The 17,729-nt window shown below is 41.4% G+C and carries 17 protein-coding genes and 8 tRNA genes; 6 read left to right on the top strand and 19 right to left on the bottom strand.

The genetic code is table 11. From position 1 onward, the window contains the following. Window positions 1–15: 15 nt before the first annotated feature. From FS608_RS11705 to FS608_RS11660, 10 genes are all read right to left on the bottom strand, one after another. On the bottom strand, window positions 16–495 hold the full coding sequence (locus tag FS608_RS11705) for a GNAT family N-acetyltransferase (RefSeq protein ID WP_144550132.1): 480 nt from the start codon (window positions 493–495) through the stop codon (window positions 16–18). Next, window positions 483–2,003: a M81 family metallopeptidase gene (locus tag FS608_RS11700; RefSeq protein WP_144550130.1), complete on the bottom strand. Its 1,521-nt coding sequence runs from the start codon at window positions 2,001–2,003 to the stop codon at window positions 483–485. The genes FS608_RS11705 and FS608_RS11700 overlap by 13 nt, the downstream gene beginning before the upstream one ends. Before the next feature lie 34 nt (window positions 2,004–2,037). Continuing rightward, window positions 2,038–3,498, bottom strand: a complete 1,461-nt coding sequence (locus FS608_RS11695; protein WP_144550126.1) for an aldehyde dehydrogenase family protein — start codon at window positions 3,496–3,498, stop codon at window positions 2,038–2,040. A 42-nt stretch (window positions 3,499–3,540) separates the two neighbouring features. Then, the gene (locus FS608_RS11690; protein WP_144550124.1) at window positions 3,541–4,836 is read right to left on the bottom strand and encodes an aspartate aminotransferase family protein; all 1,296 of its coding nucleotides are present in this window, start codon (window positions 4,834–4,836) and stop codon (window positions 3,541–3,543) included. Continuing rightward, window positions 4,820–6,205: an aminotransferase family protein gene (locus FS608_RS11685; protein WP_144550122.1), complete on the bottom strand. Its 1,386-nt coding sequence runs from the start codon at window positions 6,203–6,205 to the stop codon at window positions 4,820–4,822. Before FS608_RS11685 ends, FS608_RS11690 begins: the two co-directional genes overlap by 17 nt. Next, a complete protein-coding gene (locus FS608_RS11680; protein WP_144550120.1) occupies window positions 6,193–7,383 on the bottom strand; it encodes a thiolase family protein in 1,191 nt (396 codons plus the stop codon). Before FS608_RS11680 ends, FS608_RS11685 begins: the two co-directional genes overlap by 13 nt. Then, a complete protein-coding gene (locus FS608_RS11675; RefSeq protein ID WP_026564324.1) occupies window positions 7,383–8,045 on the bottom strand; it encodes a 3-oxoacid CoA-transferase subunit B in 663 nt (220 codons plus the stop codon). Before FS608_RS11675 ends, FS608_RS11680 begins: the two co-directional genes overlap by 1 nt. After that, complete coding sequence (locus FS608_RS11670; protein ID WP_144550639.1) at window positions 8,042–8,704, bottom strand: CoA transferase subunit A; 663 nt, start codon at window positions 8,702–8,704, stop codon at window positions 8,042–8,044. The genes FS608_RS11675 and FS608_RS11670 overlap by 4 nt, the downstream gene beginning before the upstream one ends. Window positions 8,705–8,894: 190 nt before the next feature. After that, window positions 8,895–9,224, bottom strand: coding sequence for a DUF3870 domain-containing protein (locus FS608_RS11665; protein WP_144550118.1), 330 nt, complete (start codon window positions 9,222–9,224; stop codon window positions 8,895–8,897). 462 nt (window positions 9,225–9,686) lie between these two features. After that, window positions 9,687–10,319: an FMN-dependent NADH-azoreductase gene (locus tag FS608_RS11660; RefSeq protein ID WP_144550116.1), complete on the bottom strand. Its 633-nt coding sequence runs from the start codon at window positions 10,317–10,319 to the stop codon at window positions 9,687–9,689. 306 nt (window positions 10,320–10,625) lie between these two features. On the opposite strand from FS608_RS11660, the gene FS608_RS11655 reads away from it, so the two are divergent. Continuing rightward, window positions 10,626–11,438 (top strand): alpha/beta hydrolase family protein, encoded by an 813-nt coding sequence (locus tag FS608_RS11655; protein ID WP_144550114.1) that lies wholly within the window; start codon window positions 10,626–10,628, stop codon window positions 11,436–11,438. Between the two features lie 67 nt (window positions 11,439–11,505). Here the strand turns inward: FS608_RS11655 and FS608_RS11650 are convergent, their stop codons facing one another. Continuing rightward, window positions 11,506–12,336, bottom strand: a complete 831-nt coding sequence (locus FS608_RS11650) for an outer membrane protein assembly factor BamD (protein ID WP_144550112.1) — start codon at window positions 12,334–12,336, stop codon at window positions 11,506–11,508. Between the two features lie 331 nt (window positions 12,337–12,667). Here FS608_RS11650 and FS608_RS11645 point away from each other — a divergent pair, with 331 nt between their 5' ends. From FS608_RS11645 to FS608_RS11625, 5 genes are all read left to right on the top strand, one after another. Beyond that, the gene (locus FS608_RS11645) at window positions 12,668–13,165 is read left to right on the top strand and encodes a sigma-70 family RNA polymerase sigma factor (protein ID WP_144550110.1); all 498 of its coding nucleotides are present in this window, start codon (window positions 12,668–12,670) and stop codon (window positions 13,163–13,165) included. 336 nt (window positions 13,166–13,501) lie between these two features. Continuing rightward, entirely contained in the window at window positions 13,502–13,792 is a 291-nt protein-coding gene (locus FS608_RS31235; RefSeq protein ID WP_260871653.1) for a hypothetical protein, read from the top strand. Window positions 13,793–14,096: 304 nt separating this feature from the next. Beyond that, a complete protein-coding gene (locus tag FS608_RS11635; protein WP_144550108.1) occupies window positions 14,097–15,101 on the top strand; it encodes a peptidoglycan recognition protein family protein in 1,005 nt (334 codons plus the stop codon). 176 nt (window positions 15,102–15,277) lie between these two features. Next, a complete protein-coding gene (locus FS608_RS11630) occupies window positions 15,278–15,541 on the top strand; it encodes a hypothetical protein (protein ID WP_144550106.1) in 264 nt (87 codons plus the stop codon). A 224-nt stretch (window positions 15,542–15,765) separates the two neighbouring features. Further along, entirely contained in the window at window positions 15,766–16,530 is a 765-nt protein-coding gene (locus FS608_RS11625; protein WP_144550103.1) for a sulfite exporter TauE/SafE family protein, read from the top strand. Window positions 16,531–17,017: 487 nt separating this feature from the next. Here the strand turns inward: FS608_RS11625 and FS608_RS11620 are convergent. The 8 genes from FS608_RS11620 to FS608_RS11585 form a co-directional block, all read right to left on the bottom strand. Then, window positions 17,018–17,092: transfer RNA gene (locus FS608_RS11620), tRNA-Asn, on the bottom strand. Window positions 17,093–17,106: 14 nt separating this feature from the next. Continuing rightward, window positions 17,107–17,180, bottom strand: a tRNA-Ile gene (locus tag FS608_RS11615). Window positions 17,181–17,184: 4 nt separating this feature from the next. Next, a tRNA-Gly gene (locus FS608_RS11610) sits at window positions 17,185–17,258 on the bottom strand. Window positions 17,259–17,269: 11 nt separating this feature from the next. Next, window positions 17,270–17,343: transfer RNA gene (locus FS608_RS11605), tRNA-Cys, on the bottom strand. Window positions 17,344–17,359: 16 nt separating this feature from the next. Next, window positions 17,360–17,435, bottom strand: a tRNA-His gene (locus FS608_RS11600). Between the two features lie 5 nt (window positions 17,436–17,440). After that, window positions 17,441–17,525: transfer RNA gene (locus FS608_RS11595), tRNA-Tyr, on the bottom strand. A 14-nt stretch (window positions 17,526–17,539) separates the two neighbouring features. Continuing rightward, a tRNA-Phe gene (locus FS608_RS11590) sits at window positions 17,540–17,612 on the bottom strand. 45 nt (window positions 17,613–17,657) lie between these two features. Next, a tRNA-Asp gene (locus FS608_RS11585) sits at window positions 17,658–17,728 on the bottom strand. Between the last annotated feature and the right edge of the window lies 1 nt (window position 17,729).

Here is a 17,729-nt window from a genome sequence, read left to right as displayed (position 1 = left end):
TGAATACTCTGTTTATTAAGAAATGGCGTATTCCATATAATAACGATTTTCCCCTTCACCAAATTCATCGAATCTCGTCTCTTTAATGACAAACCCTAATTTTTCATATAACTTGACGGCTGCCTTGTTTTGAGTGTTGACCGTTAAGCAAACCTTATGAAATCCATCTTGTTTTAAAATCGGATAAATATCCTGCAAGAATAATTTTCCGATTCCTTTCCCCTGCTGGTCAGAGCGGACATAAAATCCAAAAATGTAGGCTTTATGAATATCATTGTAAGCTCTCATCACTTCGCAAATCGCAATCGGCCTGGGATCGTTTTGCTGCCGGTATTGAATGAGTTTCCCGTAGCGTGTCAGCGGGACAAGGGCTTGTTCATCTACTGCTCCTAATCCTGGAAACGCATCTCGCTCAAGCTCCATCATCATATTTAGCTGTTCTGGATTCAATGAAACTGGTACTTCGACATAATAGGTTTTGTTTAATGTGTCCATTTTTCTGTCCCCCTCCGTTCTCCCTCATATTGGATATCATCGAGCGGCCAAATTGGCTTAGGAATATAACGATACGTAAAAGTTGTTAAACGGTTGGATGCAACACCCGGTGCATCCACATAAATGATACGGCCAACAATCGGCTCAAACGCTGCCCGGAAATGATTTTTAGCCTTTAGCCCAAGAATTCTTTTTGCCTGCGGCTCAAGACCAATATGACGAAACATTTCCGGATCATTCGCTGACATCGGTCTTCCTATGAGGAGGATATCCATCTTGCCAACGCGAATGTGTGCCGCCCCCTTTAAATCGACTCTTAAATGCTGGTTGAACGGTCCAGAATTGTGAAATACACCGTCTGATAAAGCCACTACCGTTGCTTCGACCTGTACGGACTCCCCAAATTCAGGCGATACTTTCCCTCCAAGGGACAGCATTACCTTATTTCCGGCTCCCTTCTTGCGGCAAGCCTCAATAGATTCTGGATCGTAAAGTCCTCCAAACAGCGTGTCGGGAATGTTCATCTTCACCATCTCCCGAAGCAGCTCTGTTGTATCCCCGCTTCCGCAGCTTAGAGGATTATCCGAGATGTCCGCCAGCACGACCGGTTTGTCGTCTTCAATCGACATGGCCAAAGCGAGCCCTTCTTTTACACCGGGCAAATCCATGATAAATTCTTCTCTTACGCTCCAGAACAATGAAGCTATCTTTTGGGCAGTCTCTTTTCCTTTTTGCGGATCGAGCGAAACAACAAGTACACTTGCACCGACCATGGGAATATCCGAGTAAGGAAAGCCACCAAATACGGACACATGATAAATACCTGCTTCCTCTTCGGCTTGTTTCGCCCACTCTATCATTTTGTGCATCGGCCCTTCTGCCGTTCTCATATTGATAGAGGGAGGCATCATCGGCAACTTTTCAAAAGAAGCGTAGTAAGTCACACCTTCCTTTAATTGATTTAACAAAGCGATTGCCGCATGAACACCTTGTTCGTACATATCAATATGCGGATATGTTTTAAATCCAAAATGAAGTGGTGTATAATCAATCATTTTTTCACTTAAATTGGCGTGCATGTCCAGGGTCGTTGCGATCGGAACATTCGAACCGATAAGCCCACGAATTTTCCCCAGTAAATGCTCTTCCGGATCATGGAGGTGCTCGACGACCATCGCTCCATGGAGGGCAAGCAATAATCCGTCCAGCCTTCCCGCCTGCTGGATGGACTCCAGCATTTGTTTTTCAATGATGGAGTACGCTTCTGTTGATACTACGCCGGATGGGACCGCTGCTGCACAAAGCAGCGGTACGATTTCTACATCCTCGTCCTGTTTCAAGACATCCAGAAACCCACCCACTTCTGTTTTCGTTCCTGTATAGGCATCATAAATTTCATCGCCGATAAAGTAACCTTCATTTCGAAACTGTTCGATTTCAGTTTTCATCGGGCTGAAACTGTGGGATTCATGGTAAAAGAATGCAATACCAATACGATGTTTTCTCATATTTCCCCACCTTATAAAAGAAATGGTCTGTTCATTAATAGTTCGTATAAATGGACTTCCATTCAGTCATGACATCAAATGCATGATGGGAAACTTCACGGTGACCGTTTCCGGACATCTTCATCCCCCCAAACGCCACTCCCATCTCGGCATTAGACGTTCCATTATTAATGTAGACAAGTCCGCTTACTGCTTCCTTTGCAGCACGGTTCGCATAATGAAGGCTCTCTGTATAAATGGAAGTCGACAGCCCATAAATCGTCCCGTTATTTACCTCCATGGCTTCTTCATATGAATCTACTTCAATGATGGCAAGAACCGGACCAAATATTTCTTCCTGTGCAATGGTATCATTTGGTTTTACCTTCTCGATGATGGTCGGTTCATAATAATAGCCGCCCAATTCTTTGACACGCTGACCACCCGACACAATTTTCCCACCTTCTTCAATCGCTGTTTTTACATATTTTTCGACTGTATGAAGTTGGTCTTCATTTACGAGAGGGCCCACTTGTTTCCCTTCTTCAAGTCCATTTCCTATTTTCATAGACTTTGTTAAATCTACTACTTTTTGTACGAGCAGTTCCTTTACTGGATGCTCGACGATTACTCGACTTGCCGCTGTACAGCGTTGACCAGTTGTTGTAAACGCTGACTTTACGATTCCGTCTGCCGCCTTGTCCAAGTCCGCATCCTTCAAGACGATCACGGCATTTTTCCCGCCCAATTCCAATGAAATACGTTTTAACGTTTTACTGCTCATTTCAGCCAGCTTTTGTCCGACTTCTGTTGAGCCCGTAAACGAAATGATTTTAACATCCGAATGCTCTGCGAGTGTTTGACCGACTGTTCTTCCTGAACCGGTAATTAAGTTCACTACCCCTGCTGGCAATCCTGCTTCATCTAACACTTCCACAAAAATCTTTGCCGATAGGGCAACCTCTGAAGCTGGCTTCCATACAACGGTATTACCAGCAATCAGAGCTGAAAAGATTTTGTAGGAAGCAAGTGCAACTGGGAAGTTCCAGGGGGTAATGCACGCCGCGACTCCAAGAGGTTCACGAACCATTCTTACATTCCGGTCCGGGAAGCCCGCAGGGACCGTTTCTCCAAAAAGGCGTCGTCCTTCGCCTGCCATATATTGAGCAGTCGCGATGACCACTCCAACTTCGCCCAAAGACTCAGGGAATACTTTGCCCATCTCCATGGTCATCACTCTAGCAAGTTCCTGTTTACGTATTTCAAACAAATGGGCTGCTTTTGTTAAATAAGCCGCTCGTTCTGGAATAGGGGTGTTCTTCCATTTTAAATACGCTTCATTCGCTTTTGTGACAGCCTCATCCACTTGCTCTGTTGTGGCGGCCGCACATATCCCGACTAGTTCCCCCGTTGCCGGATTTATGCTTTCAAAGTAGGACTGATCGGGGGCACTAACCCATTTTCCATTTATATAAAGATCTCCTTGAAGAATCTCTGTTTTGATTTGACTAGACATAAACTTGACCTCCTTTTTGGTGGTATTTCGAGGAAACGAAAATTAATTTCCTGAAATGGTTTCGGTTATCACATCTTCTAAAATCGATAATCCTATATCAAGCACATCTTCTTGAATATTAAGAGGCAGCATCAATCGGATGGTTTGTCCGCTTACACCGCAGTTCATAATGAGCAAGCCATTTTCCAGTGCTTTTGATTTGATTTTCGGTACAAATATTGCAGCAGACTGCGAATCGAATTCAATACCGATCATCATGCCGACTCCTCGGACTTCAACTATGCCTGGTAAATGTCCGACCGAGTTATGAAGTCGGCCGACAATCTCGGCACCAAGTTTTGCACTGCGTTCTACCAACTTCTCTTCTTCAATAACCTCAATGTTTGCCAATGCCGCAGCACAAGAAATTGGATTTCCTCCAAATGTCGAACCATGACCGGCCGTCGGCCATTTTTCATGAAGCTCACGACTTGCTACAATGGCACCAAGAGGCATACCGCCGGAAAGGGCTTTTGCCAGTACTAAAATATCAGGCGTCACATTCGCATGCTCTGCCGCGAACATTTTACCTGTGCGGCCAAATCCTGTTTGTACTTCGTCAAAGATAAGCAAAATTCCGTGTTCCTCTGTAATCTTTCTTAACTCCCTCAAAAAGCTTGGCGGTGCTGGATAATAGCCGCCTTCACCCATTACCGGTTCAATGATGATAGCCGCTACACGTGAAGGATCCACGCGTAAATCGAACAATTTTTGAAGCTGATTCAAGCAGTACTCTTCCGCTTCTTCTTCTCTAATGTTTTTCAGCTGGCTGGGATACGGATAGGGAACGTGGTACACCTCGCCTAAAATCGGTTCATAATAACGGCGGTATTTAGAGCTTGATGCCGTAATAGCAGTTGCTCCTAATGTACGGCCATGAAACGATCCTTCAAAAGCAATGATGGCGGGTCTGCCTGTGGCCGCCTTTGCTAGTTTAAGAGCACCGTCAATGGCCTCAGCTCCCGAATTGGAGAAAAAGACCGTGTCTAGGTTTCCTGGTGTGATATGAGCAAGCTTTTCCGCCAAATTCGCTGCCGTTTCATAATAACCATAGTTCAAACCTAGATGAATCAAGGCTTCAGCTTGCTTTTTAATGGCTTCCACCATTTTTCCGTTCGTATGCCCGACTGCGTTGACAGCTACTCCTGAAACGAAATCGATATATTCCTTTCCGTCAGTCGTCCAAAATTTGGCGCCATGTGCTTTTTCAATGACAAGCTCCGTTACCCTGGTCATAACCGGTGATAAATGTTTTTGTGCTTTTATTTGAATTTCTTCTGTTTTATTTTGTAATTTCATACATCTCATCCTTTCTTAATTGAGCTGTGAATATCGTGAATGATTCATCTAAAATTCTTACAATCTCTTCAATTTCTGTTCTCGTAACATTTAAAGGAGGGCTGATGATGAGGTGCTCCCCCTTTGTGCCGTCAATTGAACCGGAACCGGGATAAAAAACCGCACCGAGTTCCATCGCAATTCCATTCAATCTTTCAGCAGCTTTTTCAGATGGATCGAACAGTAGATCCTGCCTACAATCCTTCACAAGCTCCATACCGATTAAAAGCCCTCTTCCACGAACATCAGATATATAAGCATGTTTTTGCTTCATTTCCAAAAGACGTTTGACTAGGTAGTAACTTTGTTCTTTGACGTTTTCCAGCACCATATCTCGCTCATATACGTCTAATGCAGCAAGACCGGCAGCAACAGCCACAGGATGCCCGCTATATGTGTAACCATGAATGAATTTCCCGTCGCTGTTTTGTATGAGCCCATCAATTAACCGATCATGAACAATCATTCCAGCAAGCGGAGCATATCCCGCTGATACCCCTTTTCCGAATGTGATGATATCAGGCATGATTCCAATCTGTTCTGTCGCGAAGTTGGTACCCGTACGGCCGAATCCAGTCATCACTTCATCGATGATTAAGATGATTTCGTAACGATCACACAGCTCTCGAACTTTCTCAAAATACCCCGGCGGCGGTGGAACAGCACCTTGCTGGCTTCCAACAATCGGTTCGGCGATAAATGCCGACACGTTCTCAGGACCAAGCTCTAAAATGGTTCTTTCAATATCCGTCACACATGTCCAGTTTTGTTTGGAGAGACAATCCTCTTTTTGACGATCGTATGGACATCGGTGGCAGTACGGAGAATAGACATGGGCATAGTTTAAAAGATTAGGAGTGTATGCATGTCTTCTTTTAACGTCTCCTCCGGCTGATAAAGAGCCAATGGTGTTACCGTGATACGATTGCCATCGCCCAATTACCATATGTTTTTGGGTTCTGCCGGCATCACGATGATATTGCCGCGCCAGCTTCAAAGCACTTTCATTTGCTTCTGAGCCTCCGGTTGTAAAATACACTTTATTTAAATAATCTGGGGCCATTTTTCCGATGGTTTCGGCCAGTTCATGCAATGCCTTCGTCTCGAAGCGCATGGTATGGACGAAAGCTGCTTTTTTTGCTTGTTCTGCCATGGCCTCCCCTATAGAAGTAATCCCATGGCCTAAGTTAGCTGCAACCGCACCAGAGCAAGCATCCAAATATTTTTTTCCGTTCTCATCGATGAGATAGACACCTTCACCGTGGGTAATAATCGGATACTCCTTTTTTAAATCCCGATGAAACACGTAGTCATTTTTTATTCCATCCATCTTTCCACCACCATTGCCAATCCTAATCCCCCCGCCACACAAATTGTCGCAAGGCCATATTGCCGTTTTTGTTTTTCAAGCTCATGACATAATGTAGTAACGATTCTTGCACCGGAGGACCCAAGTGGATGGCCTAAGGCAATCGCCCCTCCGTTGACATTTACGTTGTCTCCTTTTATGCCCCATTCTTTTAAACAAGCAAGACTTTGAGCAGCGAATGCTTCATTTAATTCAATTAAATCGATATCTTCCAAACGAAGACCTGCTTTTTTCAACGCAATTTGGGATGCTGGAACCGGACCGATTCCCATTTCTTTTGGTGATACACCCGCTGCAGCAAAGGAACGAATCCTTGCCAATGGGACCACTCCAAGTTGTTTGGCTTTTTCTTCTGACATCAACAGCAGCATCGAGGCCCCATCATTTCTGCCGGAGGAGTTTCCGGCTGTTACCGTACCATCCTTTTGAAACACAGGACGCAGTGTTCCTAACTTTTCAATGTCCGTCAATCTTGGGTACTCATCGACTGCAAAATGTCTGATTCCCTTTTTTCCTTCCTTTACAGGAACAGGAATGATTTCTTCTTCAAAATGGCCCATTTCAATTGCACGTTTCGTTTTCTGCTGACTCATGAAGGCAAATTCATCTTGTTCACGGCGGCTAATCTTATATTTTTCAGCCAGCCACTCAGCTGTTTGCCCCATCGTGAAACGTCCATATATCTCCTCCGGCTGCGATTTTGGCTGACTCTCCGTATTTGAATCATACAGCGTTATATCTCCCATCTTCTGGCCGAATCGAGTACCGATCATATAATGAGGAGCTTGTGACATGCTTTCGACACCTCCTGCTAAAACGACGTCCGCCTGACCTGTCATAATCGACATCGCCCCGTTAATGACTGCCTGCATACCTGAACCGCATTGACGATGAACGGTATAAGCAGGAATCGATTCTGGAAAATGGGCCTGTAATGCTGAGACTCTTGCAATATTCGGTGCATGCGCACTCTGCTTTGTTTGGCCGACAATGACCTCATCGACAATATTGGCGCCATAACCGGAAGCAGAAAGATTATTTTTCATGATGAGAGAGACAAGCTCCTCTGGAAGCGTATCTGCCAATGATCCGCCGAAGCTTCCGATAGCAGTCCGAAATGCATTTACGATTACAACCACTATGCGGTCACCTCTTTGCCTTTATTGAAAGATTCAGCAATTTGAAAAGGTGCGTCCGTTTTCTGTTGAACTTCCTCAAGAGAAACTCCAGGTGACAGCTCAATAAGATGGAGTCCATCTTCCTTTACAGCGAAAACCGCTAAATCGGTAATAATTAAATCCACTATTCGTTCCGATGTGATCGGATAGGTTAATTCCTTGACGATTTTTGACTCTCCCTGGTTAGATGTATGCATCGTTGTTACGATTACCTTTTTGGAGCCTTCCAATAAATCCATCGCCCCGCCTACACCAAGAACACTTTTTCCTGGCACGGCCCAGTTGGCGATCCGCCCAATTGCATCGATTTGCAGCACACCAAGTATTGAAACACTTACATGTCCACCGCGAATCATCGCAAAAGAGGAAGCGCTGTCAAAAAAGGATGACCCTTCCAATACTGTGACAGGCAGTTTCCCCGCATTGACAAGATTTTGGTCAATATGTTCTGGATCAGGGGTAGGACCTACTCCAAGGATGCCGTTTTCCGAGTGTAAAAAAACTTGAACATCTGATGGAATGTAATCAGCCACCAGCGTTGGAATTCCTATGCCTAAATTGACGATATCGCCATCCTTCAATTCCTTTGCCGCTCTTGCAGCAATGTATTGTTTCACGTTCAAGCTAGTTCCCCGCCCTTCACTACGATAAAATCAACGTATAAATGAGGGGTCACAATTTCTTCAGGAGAAATTTGCCCTGCCTCCACAATCTCATCCACCTCTGCAATAACCACATCCGCAGCTGTTGCCATCATCGGATTGAAGTTCCTTGCTGATTTGTTGTAGATGAGATTTCCTAATTGATCCGCTTTTTTCGCTTTAATGAAAGCAAAGTGGGCTTTGAGAGGCTCTTGGAACACATATTTTTTACCGTTAAGGATACGCTCCTCTTTGTTTTCAGCGATTTTTGTTCCTACGCTGACCGGCGTATAAAACCCGCCTAGTCCTGCGCCCCCCGCTCGAATAGCTTCAGACATCGTCCCTTGAGGGAGAAGCTCCACTTCCATTTCCTTTTCCTGATAGGATCTAACCACCTCCGGGTTGGATGTAAAATAAGATCCTATCGCTTTTTTTACTTGTTTTTGCCGTACTAACACTCCAAGACCTCTACCTGGTTCACCAAGGTTATTACTAATAATCTCTAAGTCTTTCAATTCCGACTGAGCCAAAGCGGCTATTAAACTAAGCGGACTTCCGACAAGTCCAAATCCACCAACCATAATTCGTGAGCCGCTTTTAACCATTTTTACAGCTGCTTCGCATGTAATCAGCTTGCTCATGTTTTTAATCCCTGCCTCTCCATCGACTTTTGTGGATGTTAACAGTTCGGTAAAATAAAAAACCGAGCAAAACATAAATCTCTATAAAGAATGTCGTTCTAAAGAACATTCCTTACAAAGAGTTCATGTTTGCCCGGTTTTAATAAGACCATGGGAAGAGGTCATCCTCCCACTTTATTATAACCAAACGTTATGTATTAATTTGCTTCACATTATCCCAGTAACGTTGAACTGCAGCTTGAAGAGCCACAATGATCGCTTGCTGGGATGGAGCAAAATAAAAACTTTGAATTCGTTTAATCAACTGCTCAACACCGTCTTCTAGACAGTAGCCTATCAGCAGTTTTTGAAAATAATTTTTTGTTAGTTCAGTTACGAATGTGAATTCAGCTCCGATAATCTTATGATCTTTCAGATCTACTTCAAGGACAATTCCCGCATGCTTATACATTTCATACATGGAAGTTCCCTGTGGAGCTTTTGCATAACCTGTAACAATCACTGTTTCCAGTGTTTGCATGCCCTTATCCACCTTTCAAAAACCCACTGAACATGTTTCTAACACGAGTATACGGGTCAGAATAAACAATGTCAATGTGAATATTTTAAATTTTCGAAAATGTTAAAGCGCTTTCACCGTTAAGAATGAGCTTTAGACTATTTTTTTAGCCCTATACACAATAGATTGATTATTCTCTCTTACTTGTTAAAATCCTTCTAGAAAAGTTGCTTCCTCTGTTATTTTTTCTTGTTCCGCATTCACTCCTTTCATCCCCTAAAAAATGTACGAATTTGCTTATCACTATTTTCAACTTATAAACTTGCAATTTCTGTACCAAAATTAAAAACGCTATTTTGCTAACCTTTTTTGGAAACAATATGCCAAATCTTTTGGCACTAGCCTTATTTTTTTGCACCTTAACTGCAAAAAGCTCTTTCCGATAAAATGGAAAGAGCAAAAATTATAATCTATTTTTTCGACTTAGGCTTTTACTGCTGAAAAATTCTTTGCAACCTCTGCAACTTTTGCAAGACCTTCGGCAATAATCGTCTCTGCCTTGTCTGGAGCAGCATTATGACCTTCGATAATTACTTCATCGACGATTTGCATTCCGAACACGCCGCCAACAACATTTTTAATGTAAGTAGCAGCCATTTCCATAGGTGCAGCTTCAGGTGAAGAGTAGATGCCGCCGCGTGCACTAAGGATAACAGCTTTCTTGTCTGTCATTAAGCTGATTAATTGACCAGTTTCGCTATATTTGAATGTGAAACCAGCTGCGTATACATAATCGATAAACGTTTGTAATTTAGCAGGGATGGTTAAGTTCCAAAGCGGGAACGCAAATACGACTACATCTGCAGCAGATAAAGCATCCATTGCTTTTTGTTTAGCTGCTAAAATACGTTGTTCAACATCTGTCATCTCTTCGCCTGATTGTAATTTACCAAACGCATTGAATAAATCTTGACCAAAGTAAGGCATATCCTCTGCAAATACATCGTAAGTTGTTACATTTACGCCTTCTAAGTTCTCCATGAAAGTTTCATACATTTTACTAGAAACAGCTTCAGAGGCTGGACGATTGTTTGCTTTTACTACTAATATGTTCATCTATTAAAATCTCCTTTTGCGATATCTTTAGTTTTATTATCTCGAACTCATAATATATTAATATAAGACATTCGTCAAACAATAGATACTGACAAAGGAGGAAAATTTGGCCATGGGCTTAAAATGGGGAGAAAGGCAAGCGGCGGATAAATTGGTGAAAGTGGCCGATATATTTTATAACTGGCCGATAATTCTCGAAAAGCGGCGCGAGGTCCCCAATAACAGGATGTTGTCAGATTCGTTCGCGATATTGTTCATAATAGTTTAGAATATACATAGTTTTTAAAATTTCCTATAGACTGAGGGATGGAATTGATAAGAAAAGAAAATCCAAGCATGCTAAATCTGTTGAAAATTCCAAGTGGAGAAGATCTTATCATTGGACGAATGTATATTGCGGAAGGGATAGGACCGCATGCCACAGTCGTACTATTGCATGGTTTTCCTGGGGTTATGATGAATCTTGATACGGCTTCCGAGCTTCAACAGCAAGGCTGGAATGTCTTGGTTATTAATTATCGCGGCGCCTGGGGAAGTCAAGGCAGCTTTTCTTTTACCCATTCGTTAGAAGATGTTCGTGCAGCGCTTCAGTATATCAAACAAAAGGAAATTGCCAAGGAAAATAGGATTGATGTCGAGCGAATTGCGCTAGTGGGACACAGTTTCGGCGGCTTTTTAGCACTAAAGGCAGCCTCTTTAGAGCCATCGATTAAAGCTGTTGCTTCCCTTTCAGGAGCCAACTTTAGTTTATTTGTACAAATGCTCGAGCAAGACCCTTCCTTCGAGGCTCAAATAACGGAAGTTTTACGGCAAGGTATCTTTTTCCTAAATGGTGGTTCTGTTGAATCGATTATGGAAGAGGTCCGTTTCCATCAACATGAATGGAATACCTTTTTACTCTCCCCTCTACTAAAGGATCGAAAGGTTCTCTTAACTGCGGCTGTTTTTGATGAGGAACTACCAAAATCATATTTTCATGACCCGCTCATGAATATCCTTGAAAAAGATGGCGCGAAACATCTTCAATGTGAAGTTTTTGAAACAGACCATAACTATACCGATAAACGTAACGAAATCGCACTCACACTTCACAAATGGTTAACCGAAGCCCTATTTTAAAAAAACATTTCAAAAAAAGGCGATTCCTATTAGTGTAGGAACGCCTTTTTTAACCTAAATTATGAATTTAATAGGGTGTCACTTCATCCACATCACCGTTAGGATACATGAATGAAACAGTTCTATCTTTATCTACAATAATCGAACCTTCCGCTAATCCGTTCGGTCTACCTATATTTATCACCCAAACACCGTCGTATATTTCTGGTGCATCGAATCTATCACCATTCGCGACTAAATCAGAGTAGCTTGGTAACCTTTTTGACAGCTTAATAGCTTCTTTTGCTGTAATCCCATTAATGGCTGGTTCAGCTGCCGCAGCTTTAGCTTCGGCCTCTTTTTTTGCTTGGGCTATCTCTGCCTTTTTAATTGCTTCACCATTAGAATCTTTTATTCTTACAGCTTCATCTTTAAGGGCTGTAAACTGAGTCAAATCTTCTTTAAGCAAAGCATCTAGTTTTTCATTCGATTTTTGGTAGTCCCCTGATTCATTTAGTTTTTTTGCATCAGATAAACGGGTATTATAATTCTTTTGCTTTTCTTGTAAAGTTGTTAATTTTACTTTAATGTCTTTTGATTTAGAAGAGATTACTTTTGAGCCTTCTTTAACTTTAGTTGATTGATCAAGTGATTGAATAGCAGCCTCGATTTTATTTTGTTTGGCTAAATCATCTGCCTTTAATATCAATTGTACCTGGTTAACGTATGCATTTGCCCTCACATCATCCTTTTTCGTATCTAAAGCTACCTCGAAAAGACCTTCAGCTTTATTAAAGTTATCTTCTGCGATAGCATCTAGACCGTTTTGTATCGAGTTTTGATATACTTCATCTGTTTTCGAACTGCACCCTCCAAGTAGAAAGATTAACCCTAACGATGCAGCTAGTACCTTTTTCATAGTATTTTTGCCCCCGTTTTTTTACTATTTATGAATAATTTTTACCATTTCTATTATATACCAATTAAAAATACCATCAATAATTATCTAGGAATTTTGTCTCTAATCTTCGGCGAAACTACTAATTTTAATCTTTTTGCAATTCACCCCAAAACTCACTGAAACAACAAAAAATGGCTCCAAAAATGAAATTTGCTAACCAAAATAGCCTCTATTAGCCTAAAAACCGCTCCAAATGTGAAAAACCTCCGTTCGATACAATCAAGCTTTCCCGTTATGGTAGAGATACCCGGGAATACACGAAAAGCGCGCTTTCTGAAAGGACTCTCCCTTGGAAAGCTTTGAACAATTAGTCGACCAGTACGAACCCATGCTCCACAAAATCATGAACTCGCTCCACCTTTACAAAAACCATGACGAATTCTATCAACACAGTCTCATTGCCCTTTGGGAAGCAAGCCAACGCTTCGACCCTAACAAAGGAAACTTCACCAACTATGCCTACACCTACATCAAAGGCTGCCTCCTCATGGAATTGAAAAAATCACACCAGGATCATGAACGAAATGCGCAACTAGATGAGCAATTCTGGGAGCTAGTAGAAGATTCCTATTCTGATGATCCATTACAGAAAGAAATCCTGCTATCCTACTGTGAAATGCTGACACCGAACCAAAAGAAATGGCTCCTGTACACCGTCTGTGATCAACTATCGATCAAAGAAATCGCCGAACTAGAAAAAGTATCCCAATCAGCAGTGAAAAGTTGGCGCAGCGGGGCTCGGGAAAAAGTGAAAAAGTTAATTAGGATTAGCGAGACCAGTCATTAACTTCCTGTCTTTGAAATTTTACTTAGTGTCGGTCGTCTTACTAAGGACAAATCTTTTTGGGTTTGTCCTTACACCAAACTTACACTCATTCGACTAAATAACTAATATGCTATACTCATCAAACGTTTGATTGAAACAGGCACAAGTCTTGAATTAAATGAATTTCCTAAGCCAAACTTGCATGAAGCGTGTCGAACCTCGCTTGAAAATTTCGCAGGAAATATTCCACTATTCTACAAAATTCCTTCATAGATGAATAACCATTTTTATGAAGAAAAAGTGTATACAACTTCCTTTAATAAGCAACATATAAAAAAACAGGTAGGGTGATAACAAATGTTGGCTACGATTCTTAGACTAGGGCTTTTCTTGATTCCCTGGTTAACCGTTCCTTTTATACCGAAAGATGAGTTTAAAAAGTTTACGCCAGTGGCAACATTTGCTTCATTTTTAGTACTAATCGTAACCATTTTATCGGTCCCATTTAAATGGTGGACTACAAAAGGCGGGCTCAAAACTAAAGCATTCAATGACCTTAGCTTTATATTAGGACCATTCTTTGTTGGAACGATTTGGATTTTCGTAAGACATTCGGAAAATTTGGCCTCTTTGCTTTGGTTAATGTAGTGATGGATTCCTTCCTATCCTTTCCTTTCACTTGGTTGGCTCAAAAATTAAAGATATACAAATTAGTAAATTTTAAGCCAAAACACATTTTTTTCATCTCCACTTCTTTTGCACTTGTTAGCTACATCTATCAGCAATTTATTTCTCGCAATCTACAGATAACCCCCATACCCACTAAAAACAGACAGAACTGAACTGGTCTGTTTTTTTGTTACATACAGTAAGTTCTTACATTGCATAAATTAATTGGGGTTTTACACACTATTAAGGTAACTCTTGACCACATCATGAAAGGAATTCATCCATGAAAAAACTATCTGTACTTCTCTTTAGTTTGTTCTTCCTTCTGCAAATTAATTTATCTTCGGCCCTTGCAGCTAATAATCCACGAAATCTATATGAAGTGAAGCCGGGCGATTATTTATGGAAAATTGCTAAAACCTATGGGACGACTGCCTCAGACCTAAAACTAATCAACGGTTTACAATCGGATTTAATCCTTGTTGGTCAAAAACTAAGGGTTCCGATTATGTATGAAGTAGTTGCTGGCGATACACTTTGGAAACTCTCACAAGCCTTTAATTCATCCGTTTCTTTGATAGCTACTACGAATGGACTCTCCTCCGATCAGATTTATGTCGGGCAAAAATTAAAAATTCCTCCTAAGCAACTGACCATGGATGGAAAGTTCATTCGGATGAACCGAGAGGAATTTAAAGATTGGATATTTAACCACAAATTCACTAGAAAAGTGGGCAAAATTCAGCAACATCATACCTATCAACCCTCTTACAAACAATTCAATGGATCGAACCATTTCGCATTGATGAAGGGGATGGAGGAGTATCATATTTCGGGGATGAAATGGAGTGAGATCAGTCAACAATTAACCACCTTTCCGGATGGCACTGTGGTAGTAGGCAGATCTTTTAACAAAGCGCCCGAAGGTTCCTTTGGATTACTAAATAAAGAAGCAATGCACACAATTGAAGCAGATGCGATCGCCATTGAAAACGTTGGAAACTTTGATGCAGAACATATGACAGCTGAACAACAAGAAACAGTTGTTACGGTTGCGGCACTACTTATGTTGAAATATGGATTAACCCCTTCTGTTGACACAATCACCTACCATCATTGGTGGGATATTAATTCCGGAGAACGCGTGTTAGATCACAGTGAGGGACATCCAGTTAAAACCTGTCCAGGTACTGGATTCTTCGGTGGCAATTCCACCACAGATGCCAAAAATAATTTTTACCCACTCGTAACACAAAAAATGCAAGAAATCTTAGCATCGATGCGTTAAGCCACAGGGAGGGTTCTCTTGTGCAACCTTTGAGAACTCTTCTATGGTCCTCTTCCCGAACACAAACACCCACCTTTTGGGCTTATTCCATTTATAAAAAAATCCAATCTAGTTAAATTTTTCTGTTATAATTTATTCTTAGTGTAAAATATTGAACATAGTAAGGAGCGTGTATTTTGGAAGGTTCATTTGGATTGCTTTTAAACATAGTCATCACCATTTATTTAATTATTGATTCTCGTAAGCATGGGAAAAGCCCCGTCCTTTGGGGAATTCTCGGATTCTTTTTTGGTGCGATTGCGTTAGGGATTTACTTAATTAAAACAAATCGAAAAGTGCTCGGTTGGATTATCACGATTATTAGTATCATCGGATATATTGTCTTACTCTTAGTCATTTTATTAGGAGTGGCTCTAATCATGGGCGGAGGCTTCTCATAAGAAGTGTTAAATAATCTCCCCCATGGATTTATCATGGAATATACAAAACTATTAAAACTATGCTGATTCAACAGCATGGTTTTTTGTTTGTATTCAATCACCTAGTTATTGGTCTAAAAAGTAATCCTCGAATTATCTGAATCTAATAATAGTTTGTTATTTACAAGATACGTATAAATGTATATAATCCTATATAAATACTAGGAATTGTTAGGGCGTGCGATATGAGTATAGGGATTACATTGATGGGTTTACTTGTAGGTTTTTTGGTAGGGCTGACTGGAGTCGGCGGAGCAGCACTCTTAACCCCGGTATTAATTTTAATTGGGGTTAATCCTTCAATTGCTGTAGGTACAGACCTTGTTTATAATTCAATCACGAAACTGTTCGGACTTGTACAACATTGGCGACAAAAAACAGTTAATGTTCAGATGGTTAAATATTTAGCAATGGGAAGTATCCCAAGTGCAGTCATTGCAATTGGTTCCCTTCATTATTTTGAATCGTATTACCACAATCAAGAACAGATTATTAGGCATTCCCTCGGTTATATCCTGATCTTTGTTTCACTAGCTATCATTATTAGAACGTTTGTAGAGAAAAAATTAAGACCAAATCGTTGGCAATTAAAACCTTTGAGTGAAAAAAAGATGCTAACTATTTTAATTGGGTGCATTTTTGGATTTATCGTTGGACTCACTTCTTTAGGGTCAGGTTCTTTATTCGCTGTGGCAATGATCTATCTTTATCGAATGAAGACATCAGAGATGGTCGGTACGGATATTACTCACGCGTTTCTTTTGGTTACAGTAGCAGGGATGCTTCATATCGGTTATGGAAATGTTAACTATATGCTTGTGGGAAATTTACTTATGGGCTCCATTCCTGGAGTATTGATTGGCAGCAGCATTTCTGCAAAGGTTCCAACGAGACCGCTGCGGACCGTTGTTGCTGTACTAATCTTTGTAAGTGGACTGAAGTTAATCTAATTTTGTTTGAAAAAGTCAGCTTATATGCTGGCTTTTTTTTATATGAACCTAAATATCTATTATTTTGATGCCATCTAATGGTTCCTAGTGCAAATCGAACCGTCACCAAGAGCCCGTTTAAACACAAGGCTCTTGTTATTATTCATTGTTGATTTTCGTGTAGGTTTGAGAACTCATAGACGAAGAATTTCCGGCTAATGTATATCGAGGAAGCTTAAGAAGCGGATATAAGCGGAGATATTCCGATTAACTGCTCTAAATAAGACGAAATCCAGAGATTTGGATGATATAAACGGAAAAACTTCCTTTATTATAAAGGAAATATGGGTATTTCCCAATTTAAACGGAATTTTACCGTTTCTTTTTCAAACACAGTGAAATCAACATTCTGTTATAACAGATCAAAACACAAAAAAACCACCTTCAAAAAATGGTTACTTTTTTAAAGGTGGTTGTTATAAAATGAATATCGATTAGTTTAAAAAAATGGCTCCGCAGGTAGGACTCGAACCTACGACCGATCGGTTAACAGCCGATAGCTCTACCACTGAGCTACTGCGGAATAAACAAATATAGTGGGCCTAAATGGACTCGAACCATCGACCTCACGCTTATCAGGCGTGCGCTCTAACCAGCTGAGCTATAGGCCCAATTTGGAGCGGGTGATGAGAATCGAACTCACAACATCAGCTTGGAAGGCTGAGGTTTTACCACTAAACTACACCCGCATTTTAAAATTTGGAGGCAACACCCGGATTTGAACCGGGGATAGAGGTTTTGCAGACCTCGGCCTTACCACTTGGCTATGCTGCCTAACTAGTAAAATTAATGGGGCGGCTGATGGGAATCGAACCCACGAATGTCGGAACCACAATCCGATGCGTTAACCACTTCGCCACAACCGCCATAATGGTGGAGGGGGACGGATTCGAACCGCCGAACCCTGAGGGAGCGGATTTACAGTCCGCCGCGTTTAGCCACTTCGCTACCCCTCCATATAAATAAAAAGTGGCTCAGGACGGAATCGAACCGCCGACACAAGGATTTTCAGTCCTTTGCTCTACCGACTGAGCTACTGAGCCAAAAAAAATATATAAAAAACAGTAGGTTACCTACTGGGATAAAAATGGCGGTCCGGACGGGACTCGAACCCGCGACCTCCTGCGTGACAGGCAGGCATTCTAACCAACTGAACTACC

It is taken from the genome of Bacillus sp. X1(2014) (assembly GCF_007678255.1).
This window is presented reverse-complemented; position numbering and strand designations above follow the sequence as displayed.

Excerpts from the sequence above, each read along its gene's own strand:
- FS608_RS11650 (WP_144550112.1), bottom strand. The coding sequence starts at position 12,336 with ATGAAAAAGGTACTAGCTGCATCGTTAGGGTTAATCTTTCTACTTGGA.
- FS608_RS11670 (WP_144550639.1), bottom strand. The coding sequence starts at position 8,704 with ATGAGCAAGCTGATTACATGCGAAGCAGCTGTAAAAATGGTTAAAAGC.
- FS608_RS11655 (WP_144550114.1), top strand. The coding sequence starts at position 10,626 with ATGGAATTGATAAGAAAAGAAAATCCAAGCATGCTAAATCTGTTGAAA.
- FS608_RS31235 (WP_260871653.1), top strand. The coding sequence starts at position 13,502 with ATGTTGGCTACGATTCTTAGACTAGGGCTTTTCTTGATTCCCTGGTTA.
- FS608_RS11695 (WP_144550126.1), bottom strand. The coding sequence starts at position 3,498 with ATGTCTAGTCAAATCAAAACAGAGATTCTTCAAGGAGATCTTTATATA.
- FS608_RS11660 (WP_144550116.1), bottom strand. The coding sequence starts at position 10,319 with ATGAACATATTAGTAGTAAAAGCAAACAATCGTCCAGCCTCTGAAGCT.
- FS608_RS11625 (WP_144550103.1), top strand. The coding sequence starts at position 15,766 with ATGAGTATAGGGATTACATTGATGGGTTTACTTGTAGGTTTTTTGGTA.
- FS608_RS11685 (WP_144550122.1), bottom strand. The coding sequence starts at position 6,205 with ATGGATGGAATAAAAAATGACTACGTGTTTCATCGGGATTTAAAAAAG.
- FS608_RS11705 (WP_144550132.1), bottom strand. The coding sequence starts at position 495 with ATGGACACATTAAACAAAACCTATTATGTCGAAGTACCAGTTTCATTG.
- FS608_RS11635 (WP_144550108.1), top strand. The coding sequence starts at position 14,097 with ATGAAAAAACTATCTGTACTTCTCTTTAGTTTGTTCTTCCTTCTGCAA.
- FS608_RS11700 (WP_144550130.1), bottom strand. The coding sequence starts at position 2,003 with ATGAGAAAACATCGTATTGGTATTGCATTCTTTTACCATGAATCCCAC.
- FS608_RS11690 (WP_144550124.1), bottom strand. The coding sequence starts at position 4,836 with ATGAAATTACAAAATAAAACAGAAGAAATTCAAATAAAAGCACAAAAA.
- FS608_RS11665 (WP_144550118.1), bottom strand. The coding sequence starts at position 9,224 with ATGCAAACACTGGAAACAGTGATTGTTACAGGTTATGCAAAAGCTCCA.